The sequence below is a fragment of the Pseudomonas sp. Sample_20 genome (assembly GCF_004307585.1).
GTDB classification, from domain to species: Bacteria; Pseudomonadota; Gammaproteobacteria; order Pseudomonadales; family Pseudomonadaceae; genus Aquipseudomonas; species Aquipseudomonas atacamensis.
In genome coordinates, this window is sequence record NZ_RCOA01000125.1 from 24,595 (window position 1) to 34,509 (window position 9,915).

The following is a 9,915-nucleotide window of genomic DNA, read 5'->3' on the forward strand; positions in this document are numbered from 1 at the left end:
CCGGGGCGTATTGTGCAACAGATCGCCGCCCCATGGCGCATGGAATAGTGTCAAGAATCGGTTACAACTTTACCTATCATGACCGCCAGGAAAAAGCCGCGTGGACAAATGATCGATCAACGCGCGCAATTTCGCCGTGGCTTGTCGGCTCGACGGCCATAACACCCTAGCCGCCCGACGTGTTCTAAACGCCAAGGGACAGTGTACATGCAAGAATCAGGTCGGCTGTCAGGCCGCCTTCGCGAGCAGGCTCGCTCCCACAGAAAGGCAAAAGCAAAAGATCGCAGCCTTCGGCAGCTCCTACACAATGAGCGCAAGCTCGAGTGCTCTTGATCTTGATCCACCGGCGACGTCGGAAGGCTGAGTGGAGGGATCGATCCCGCAGCGAAGGAACCCGAGCCTGCGAGGGCCGAACGTAGGAGCAAGCCTTTTTGGGTACTTTTTCGGCGTCTGGAAAAAGTGCCTCGCCGTAAGGGCGAAACCGCCAGCTGCCGCACCCGAAGAACCGGATATTCACCCAAACCACCCAGAGCATGGCCGGCCCAAAGGCCGCCAAGCCACCAAAAACAAAAAAGCCCCGACCAACCAGGCCGGGGCTCCTTCAAACGTCAGTCAAAAGATCAGAACCGCTCGATCTCCGCCTCAGCTTCCAACTGCTTGCGATACGCCGCAAAGTCCTGCTGCCCTTCACGGGAAGCCAGGAAGCGACGATATTGCGCCTTCTCTTCATCAGTCGGCGCGGCAGCTTCGTTAACACCGTTGAGTCGCACAACCATCAGACTGCCATCCGGCAACGTAACACTGGAGAACGTCGGCTTGTCCTTGGCAGCCGGCTTCGGCATACGGAACAGTGCCTGCAGCACAGCCGGATCAACCCCTTCCTGACCACGGGTGGCCGCTTCGGTGACCTTCCAGTTCTGACCGTCAATGGCCTTGTCCAGCGGCGCCTTGCCATCGCGCAGATCAGCGATCAGCTTCTCGGCACGGGTCTTGGCCTCGGCACTGGCGTGCTCCTTGGTCAGCTGAGTGCGGATCGCCGCGCTCACACTTTCCAGCGGCAGTTGCGCAGGCTTCAGGTGCTCCTTGGAACGCAGCACGATCACGGTTTCCGGGTCCAGCTCGATGGCGGTGCTGTTGGCACCTTCATCAATCACTTCCGGGCTGAACGCGGCAGTGACCACGGCACGGTTGGCGGCAACACCTTCGCCACCTTCACGGCCGAACGGTTTGGAAGTGTGCACGGTCAGTTTCAGATCCGCTGCTGGCTGCGCCAGGTCAGAGGCTTCGAACGCCGAGTCTTCCAGTTGCTTGGTCGCCTCAACGAAACGCTGCTCGACCTGAGCGGCTTTCAGCTCGCGGGTCAGCTTGTCTTTCAGGCTGGCCAGGGTCGGCACTTCAGGCGCTTCCACGCCCAACAGCTTGATCAGGTGATAACCGAAGTCGGTACGAATCGGCTCGGACACCTGGTCTTTCGACAAGGAATACAGCGCTTTTTCGAACGCCGGATCGTAAACGCCAGGACCGGCGTAACCGAGGTCACCGCCATTGTTGGCGGAACCCGGGTCCTGCGAGAACTCCTTGGCCAGCGCTTCGAACTTCTCGCCCTTGGCCAGACGCGCCTGAACTTCTTCGATCTTCGCCTTGGCCTGCGCTTCGGTAGTCTTGTCGTTCACTTCGATAAGGATGTGCGCGGCACGACGCTGTTCCGCCAGGTTGGCGATCTCTTTCTGGTACGCCGCCTCAAGGTCTTCATCCTTGACCGCGACCTGATCGAAGAACGACGACTTCTTCAGCTCGACGTAATCGATGATCACCTGGTCCGGCGTCATGAATTCCTTGGCGTGCTCGTCGTAGTAAGCCTTGACCTCGTCATCGGTCAGCTTGACCGCAGCCGGGTCGGCCTTGACGTTCAGAGTGGCGAAATCACGGGTCTGTTTTTCCAGACGGGCGAATGCCAGCACTTCGGCGTCGGTGACGAAACCGCTGCCGGCCACGCCTGCGCGCAATTGGCCGATGAGCATTTCCTGAGCCAGCATCTGGCGGAACTGCATGCGGCTGTAGCCCAGTTGACGGATCACCTGGTCGAAACGCTCCGAGCTGAACTTGCCATCGACCTGGAATTCAGGCGTCTGCAGGATCACTTGATCCAGCGCGGCTTCGGAGAATGAGAACTTCGCCTGTTCGGCGCCTTGCAGCAGCAACTTGCGGTCGATCAGGCCTTTGAGCGCCGATTCGCGCAGCATCTTTTCGTCGAGCAAGGAAGCATCGAAGTCCTTGCCCAGCTGTTGCATCAGCTGACGGCGTTGCATATCAACGGCCTGGCTCAGCTCGTTCTGGCTGATTTCGTCACCGTTGACCTTGGCCGCCTCGTTCTTGTGAGTCGTGGCCTGGAAAATGGCATCGAAACCGGTCAGGGCCATCAGTGCAACGATGACCCCGATAATGGTCTTGGCAATCCAGCCTTGTGAATTGTCCCTGATATTCTGCAGCATGCGTCCCCCAGAAACGGTTGAACTTCAATTTAGGCAACCGTGGAGCGTGGGTAGAATCCGGATAGAAGAAAGGCGCATCCGAGGATGCGCCTTCTCGTAACTGGCGGAGCGGACAGGGCTCGAACCCTCGATCCCGGCGTTACAGGTGGCTCTTTCAGCCACCTGCTCTACCGCTCCGCTGCCAAGTCAGGCTTGACCCCGACCCGGATGGGTAAAAACCTGGAAACTCAGTTAACAGCTTCTTTCAGCGCTTTACCGGCTTTGAAACCTGGCTTCTTGGCAGCCGGGATTTCCAGAGACTTGCCGGTTTGCGGGTTGCGACCGGTACGAGCCGGACGGTCAGTCACGGAGAAAGTACCGAAACCAACCAGAACAACGGAGTCGCCAGCCTTCAGAGCGCCAGTGACGGATTCGATTACAGCGTCCAGCGCACGGCCAGCAGCAGCTTTCGGGATATCAGCGGATGCAGCGATAGCATCAATCAGTTCCGACTTGTTCACTCTAAGTCCCCTTATATCTATTTTGAGATGTTTCTAAGTTTTTTGGTGAAAGCAAAACGAGTGCTGAATGGCCTACAGACACTTAAGAGCCGCTTTATAACAAGGGCTCTAAAATGCTGTCAAGGAAAGCCCCCCAGGCTAAAACGTATTAATGCGTGCTAATTCTTTCCTTGGCATCAGACTCGCGTTTTTCGTCCTTGGCAACTATCTCCGGAGCCACATCCGGCAAGGGCTCCGGCGCGTATTGCAGCGCAATTTGCAGGACCTCGTCAATCCATTTAACCGGTTTGATCTGCAGATCCTGCTTGATATTGTCAGGAATCTCCTTCAGATCGCGGACGTTTTCTTCCGGAATAATCACAATCTTGATTCCGCCGCGATGTGCCGCCAGCAGTTTTTCTTTCAAACCGCCAATTGCCAGCACTTGCCCACGCAGAGTGATCTCACCGGTCATGGCGACATCGGCGCGCACCGGAATGCCGGTCAATGCCGAGACCAACGCGGTGCACATGCCCACGCCAGCGCTAGGGCCGTCTTTCGGCGTAGCACCTTCCGGCATGTGAATGTGGGTGTCGCGCTTCTCGTGGAAGTCCAGCGGAATGCCCAGGCTTTTCGCCCGGCTGCGCACAACGGTCTGTGCGGCGGTGATCGATTCGACCATCACATCACCGAGCGAACCGGTCTTGATCAGTTGCCCTTTACCCGGAATCACTGCGGCTTCGATGGTCAGCAACTCGCCGCCAACCTGAGTCCACGCCAGGCCAGTCACCTGCCCCACCTGATCCTGTTGCTCGGCCAAGCCGTAGCGGAACTTGCGCACACCAAGGAAATGCTCGAGCAAGTCCGCTGTCACTTTTACCGAAAAGCGTTTTTCCAGCGCATGCTCTTTCACTGCCTTGCGGCAGACCTTGGCGATCTGCCGCTCGAGGCCCCGCACACCCGCTTCACGGGTGTAATAACGGATGATGTCGCGGATCGCTTCCTCATCGAACTCCAGCTCGCCCTTCTTCAGACCGTTAGCGGCGATCTGTTTCGGCGAGAGGTATTTCACGGCGATGTTGATCTTCTCGTCTTCGGTGTAACCCGGCAGACGGATGACTTCCATCCGGTCCAGCAGCGCTGGCGGGATGTTCATCGAGTTCGAGGTGCACAGGAACATCACATCGGACAGGTCGTAATCGACTTCCAGATAGTGATCGTTGAAGTTGTGGTTTTGCTCGGGATCGAGCACTTCCAGCAACGCCGACGCCGGGTCGCCACGCATGTCGCTGCCCATCTTGTCGATTTCATCGAGCAGGAACAGCGGGTTGCGTACGCCCACTTTTGTCATCTTTTGAATCAATCTACCCGGCATCGAACCGATGTAAGTCCGGCGGTGACCACGAATTTCCGCTTCGTCACGCACGCCGCCCAAGGCCATACGTACGAATTTACGGTTGGTGGCATGGGCAATCGATTCCGCCAGCGAGGTTTTACCCACGCCTGGAGGACCGACCAGGCACAACACCGGGCCACGGATTTTCTTCACGCGCTTCTGCACGGCGAGGTATTCAAGGATGCGCTCCTTGACCTCTTCGAGGCCGTAGTGATCGGCGTCGAGAATGTCTTCTGCACGGGCCAGGTCGAGGCGTACTTTGCTCTGCGCCTTCCACGGCACCTGCACCAGCCAGTCGATGTAGGAACGCACCACGGTGGCCTCAGCCGACATCGGCGACATCTGCTTGAGCTTGTTCAGCTCGGCAGTCGCCTTGGCCAGCGCGTCTTTCGGCAGGCCGGCAGCATCGATGCGCTTTTTCAGCTCTTCGATTTCGTTGTGGCCTTCGTCGCCGTCACCGAGTTCTTTCTGAATGGCCTTCATTTGCTCATTCAGGTAGTACTCGCGCTGGCTGCGCTCCATTTGCTTTTTGACGCGACCGCGAATGCGTTTTTCAACCTGGAGCAGGTCGATTTCGGCATCCAGCAGTGCCAGCACGTGCTCGACACGGGCCGACAGATCGATGATCTCGAGGATTTCCTGCTTCTGCTCGATTTTCAGCGCCATGTGCGCGGCCATGGTGTCGACCAGACGACCGGGCTCATCGATGCTGTTGAGCGACGACAGGACTTCAGCCGGAACCTTCTTGCCCAGCTGGACGTATTGTTCGAACTGCGACAGCAGCGTGCGCACGAAGACTTCCGACTCGCGCTCGGCGGCGTCGACTTCTTCGATCAGAGACACTTCGGCGCGGCAATGGCCATCGACTTCGCTGAAGCGCTCGACAGTGCCACGCTGCTCGCCTTCGACCAGAACCTTGACGGTGCCATCAGGCAGCTTCAGCAGTTGCAGAACCGTGGCAATCGTACCTACGCGATAGAGAGCGTCTTCACCGGGATCATCGTCAGCCGGGTTTCGCTGGGCGAGCAGCAGAATCTGCTTGTCACCCGTCATCGCGGCCTCGAGGGCTTCGATGGATTTCTCGCGCCCCACGAACAGCGGGATAACCATGTGCGGATAAACCACGACATCACGCAATGGCAGGAGAGGCAATTCGATGGTTGTCTTCATGATTTCGCCTCTACGGCGGCCGTATGGCCGTAATCAGATGGAATTAAGCTTGAAACCAAGATGGGGGCTGCCTCGAAAAAAAACAAGCGCAAAGCGGAGGTAAAAAACGACTTAAAAAAAAGAGGCCCGAAGGCCCCTTCTTTGTTGCGGCGCTGTGAACACTTACGCGTCCGGCGCTGCCTTGGCCGTCGGCTCACTGTTTTCGTAGATATACAGTGGCTTGGACTTGCCTTCGATCACGCTTTCATCGATCACGACTTTGCTCACCTCGGACTGCGAGGGGATCTCATACATCGTGTCGAGCAGCACACCTTCGAGAATCGAACGCAGGCCACGGGCACCGGTTTTACGTTCCAGGGCACGCTTGGCGACCGATTTCAGCGCGTCGGAACGGAATTCCAGATCCACGCCTTCCATCTCGAACAGCTTGGCATACTGTTTGGTCAGAGCATTTTTCGGCTCGGTGAGGATTTGCATCAGCGCAGCCTCGTCGAGCTCGTCCAGTGTCGCCAGGACCGGCAGACGACCGACGAATTCCGGGATCAGACCGAACTTGACCAGATCGTCAGGCTCGACTTCACGCAGGGATTCACCAACCTTCTTGCCCTCTTCCTTGCTGCGCACTTCGGCGTTGAAGCCAATGCCGCCTTTGGTGGAACGGTTCTGAATGACCTTTTCCAGGCCGGAGAACGCACCACCGCAGATGAACAGGATGTTACGGGTGTCGACCTGCAGGAACTCCTGCTGCGGATGCTTGCGGCCACCTTGCGGCGGTACCGAAGCGACCGTGCCTTCGATCAACTTGAGCAAGGCCTGCTGCACGCCTTCACCGGAAACATCACGGGTGATCGACGGGTTGTCGGACTTGCGGGAAATCTTGTCGATTTCGTCGATGTAGACAATGCCCATCTGGGCTTTCTCTACGTCGTAATCGCACTTCTGCAGCAGCTTCTGAATGATGTTCTCGACATCTTCACCCACGTAACCGGCCTCGGTGAGGGTGGTTGCGTCGGCGATGGTGAACGGAACGTTCAGCAAGCGGGCCAGTGTTTCGGCCAGCAGGGTTTTACCGGAGCCTGTCGGGCCGATCAGCAGGATGTTGCTCTTGCCGAGTTCGACGTCGTCAGCCTTTTTGTCACGCTGGTTCAGGCGCTTGTAGTGGTTGTACACCGCTACGGCCAAAACCTTTTTCGCACGCTCCTGACCAATGACGTACTGGTCAAGGATGCCGCTGATTTCTTTAGGCGAAGGCAATTTATGCGCGCTGCTTTCGGCCTGTGCTTCCTGCACCTCCTCGCGGATGATGTCATTGCACAGGTCGACGCACTCGTCGCAGATAAAGACCGAGGGGCCGGCAATCAATTTGCGCACTTCATGCTGGCTTTTGCCACAGAAGGAGCAATAGAGCAGCTTGCCGTTGTCCTCGCCGTTGCGGGTGTCAGTCATTCGTTCGATCCAAATCCGATAGGCTTGCAACACAAGATGAAGGCTATTGCGGGCTTTTTCAAGCCCGCCGCTGATCGGACGTGCCGATCAGGCCTGTTTTGCGCTGCTTATATTAAGCTGGACGCTGGTTGATCACTTCGTCGATCAGGCCGTATTCCTTCGCAGCTTCGGCACTCATGAAGTTGTCGCGATTGGTATCGCGCTCGATTTCTTCCAGAGTACGGCCGCTGTGCTTGGCCATCAGCATGTTCAGACGCTCGCGGATGAAGAGGATTTCCTTGGCGTGGATTTCGATGTCCGACGCCTGGCCCTGGAAACCGCCCAGTGGCTGGTGAATCATCACGCGCGAGTTCGGCAGGCAGAAACGCTTGCCCGGTGCACCTGCGGTGAGCAGGAATGCGCCCATGCTGCAGGCCTGACCGATGCAGGTGGTCGATACGTTCGGCTTGATGAACTGCATGGTGTCGTAGATCGACATGCCGGCAGTCACCGAACCGCCCGGCGAGTTGATGTACAGATGGATGTCCTTGTCCGGGTTTTCCGCTTCAAGGAACAGCAGTTGCGCACAGATCAGGTTGGCCATGTAGTCCTCTACCGGGCCCACCAGAAAGATCACTCGCTCCTTGAGCAGGCGCGAGTAGATGTCGTAGGCGCGTTCGCCACGAGCGGACTGCTCGACAACCATCGGGACCAGGCCGCCGGCGGCCTGGATATCAGAGTTCTGCTGAATATAAGAATTACGGAACATGCTCTGCAGTCGCTCCCAAATAGTTATGTCTTGAATACGCATAAGCCAGCTCGAGAGCTGGCTTATGGTGTGCACTTCTAACGCAAAATCAATCAGTCGGCTGCTGGAGCTTCTACCGGCTTGACTGCTTCTTCGTAGGAGACCGATTTGTCGGTCACACTAGCTTTCTGCAGAACAGTATCCACAACTTGTTCTTCCAGCACAACCGAACGCACTTCGTTCAGTTGCTGCTCGTTTTTGTAGTACCACGACACGACCTGCTCTGGCTCCTGGTAAGCGGAAGCCATTTCCTGAATCATTTCGCGAACGCGAGCTTCGTCAGGCTTGAGGTCGAACTGCTTGACCACTTCAGCAACGATCAGGCCCAGCACGACGCGGCGCTTGGCTTGCTCTTCGAACAGCTCGGCCGGCAGCTGGTCTGGCTTGATGTTGCCGCCGAACTGCTGAACAGCCTGCACGCGCAGACGGTCAACTTCGTTGGACAGCAGAGCCTTTGGCACTTCGATCGGGTTGGTGGCCAGCAGACCGTCCATTACCTGATTCTTGACCTTGGATTTGATCGCCTGACGCAGTTCACGCTCCATGTTCTTGCGAACTTCGGTGCGGAAACCGTCGATGCCGCTTTCCTTGATGCCGAATTGAGCGAAGAACTCTTCGTTCAGCTCAGGCAGCTTAGGCTCGGACACAGTGTTGACGGTCACGGTGAACTCGGCGGTTTTGCCAGCCAGGTCCAGGTTCTGATAGTCCTCAGGGAAGGTCAGGTTCAGAACGCGTTCTTCGCCGGCTTTAGCGCCAACCAGGCCTTCTTCGAAGCCCGGGATCATGCGGCCGGAACCCAGCACCAGCTGAGTGCCCTTGGCGGAGCCGCCAGCGAATACTTCGCCGTCAACCTTGCCAACGAAATCGATGTTCAACTGGTCTTCGTTCTGGGCAGCACGGTCGGCCACTTCAAAACGGGTGTTCTGCTTGCGCAGGATGTCGAGCATCTTGTCCAGATCAGCGTCAGCCACTTCAGCGCTCAGACGCTCAACGGTGATGCCTTCGAAGCCAGCAACGGTGAACTCAGGGAAGACTTCGAATACAGCAACGTATTCCAGATCCTTGCCCGCTTCGAGCGACTTAGGCTCGATCGAAGGCGAACCGGCAGGGTTGAGCTTCTGCTCGACCACAGCTTCGTAGAAGGAAGACTGGATGACGTCGCCTACCGCTTCCTGACGCGCATCAGCACCGAAACGGCGCTTGATTTCGCTCATTGGCACTTTGCCTGGACGGAAGCCAGCAATTTTGGCCTTTTGGGCAGTCTGCTGCAGACGCTTGTTGACCTGAGTCTCGATGCGCTCTGCCGGCACGGTGACGCTCATGCGGCGCTCGAGAGCAGTAGTATTTTCAACAGAAACTTGCATGGATATTCCTCGTTGCACAGACGTTAGCCGGCCGTTTCCGACCCCAGAATCAAGGGCATGCATTCTAGTGGGTCAAACTCAAGAAGTCACCCTACTGGAAACGGGTAAAAAAACAGCAGGCAATTTATAGGGAGCGCCGCACGAATGCCGTGCACTCCACTGGCGAATACAAGCGATCACGTCAGGGCTCTGCAGCAACGCTTCTATATATAGAAGCAACTATCAAATCCGCCCCGACAGACGTTCCGGCAAAACCGGAACGACGAGCAGTTCAGCGTCATCCGATCCTTTAAAAGCGATGAAGTGCCCTGCCCTGCGCTTCGAAATCGGCCATGGCAGGATTTCGAAACCGCTAAAACAAAAAAGGCGCCAGACTGTTAAATCTGGCGCCTTTCGAAATATGGGGTGGACGATGGGGATCGAACCCACGACAACGGGAGTCACAATCCCGTGCTCTACCAACTGAGCTACGCCCACCATATTGCGTAACAAAAAAGCCAAACAACTTCTTTGTCGAAACTGCATCAGGCCCTAGGCACAGATGAAGCTTTATTTGGTGCGGATGAAGAGACTCGAACTCTTACGCCTCGCGGCGCTGGAACCTAAATCCAGTGTGTCTACCAATTCCACCACATCCGCGGATGAAGCTTTTAAAGCAAAGGCGCCAGACCGTTAAATCTGGCGCCTTTCGAAATATGGGGTGGACGATGGGGATCGAACCCACGACAACGGGAGTCACAATCCCGTGCTCTACCAACTGAGCTACGCCCACCATATTGCG

The 9,915-nt window shown here is 56.8% G+C and carries 6 protein-coding genes, 3 tRNA genes and 1 pseudogene; all 10 read right to left on the reverse strand.

What is annotated here, in order from left to right:
- Positions 1-69: 69 nt before the first annotated feature.
- Positions 70-165, reverse strand: a pseudogene (locus D8U70_RS28060) (LysR family transcriptional regulator); the annotation flags it as partial.
- 455 nt (positions 166-620) lie between these two features.
- Positions 621-2,492 (reverse strand): SurA N-terminal domain-containing protein, encoded by a 1,872-nt coding sequence (locus tag D8U70_RS24825; protein WP_130929988.1) that lies wholly within the window; start codon positions 2,490-2,492, stop codon positions 621-623.
- Between the two features lie 227 nt (positions 2,493-2,719).
- Positions 2,720-2,992 (reverse strand): HU family DNA-binding protein, encoded by a 273-nt coding sequence (locus D8U70_RS24830; RefSeq protein ID WP_016775333.1) that lies wholly within the window; start codon positions 2,990-2,992, stop codon positions 2,720-2,722.
- Positions 2,993-3,140: 148 nt separating this feature from the next.
- Entirely contained in the window at positions 3,141-5,537 is a 2,397-nt protein-coding gene (gene lon / locus D8U70_RS24835; RefSeq protein ID WP_016775334.1) for an endopeptidase La, read from the reverse strand.
- A gap of 162 nt (positions 5,538-5,699) precedes the next feature.
- Entirely contained in the window at positions 5,700-6,983 is a 1,284-nt protein-coding gene (gene clpX / locus D8U70_RS24840; RefSeq protein ID WP_016775335.1) for an ATP-dependent Clp protease ATP-binding subunit ClpX, read from the reverse strand.
- A 112-nt stretch (positions 6,984-7,095) separates the two neighbouring features.
- Complete coding sequence (gene clpP, locus D8U70_RS24845) at positions 7,096-7,731, reverse strand: ATP-dependent Clp endopeptidase proteolytic subunit ClpP (protein ID WP_016775336.1); 636 nt, start codon at positions 7,729-7,731, stop codon at positions 7,096-7,098.
- Positions 7,732-7,823: 92 nt separating this feature from the next.
- Positions 7,824-9,134 carry a trigger factor gene (gene tig / locus D8U70_RS24850; RefSeq protein WP_016775337.1) on the reverse strand — a complete coding sequence of 437 codons (1,311 nt, stop codon included), beginning with the start codon at positions 9,132-9,134 and terminating at the stop codon, positions 7,824-7,826.
- A 401-nt stretch (positions 9,135-9,535) separates the two neighbouring features.
- Positions 9,536-9,611: transfer RNA gene (locus D8U70_RS24855), tRNA-His, on the reverse strand.
- A gap of 77 nt (positions 9,612-9,688) precedes the next feature.
- Positions 9,689-9,773, reverse strand: a tRNA-Leu gene (locus D8U70_RS24860).
- Positions 9,774-9,830: 57 nt separating this feature from the next.
- Positions 9,831-9,906: transfer RNA gene (locus tag D8U70_RS24865), tRNA-His, on the reverse strand.
- Positions 9,907-9,915: the final 9 nt, after the last annotated feature.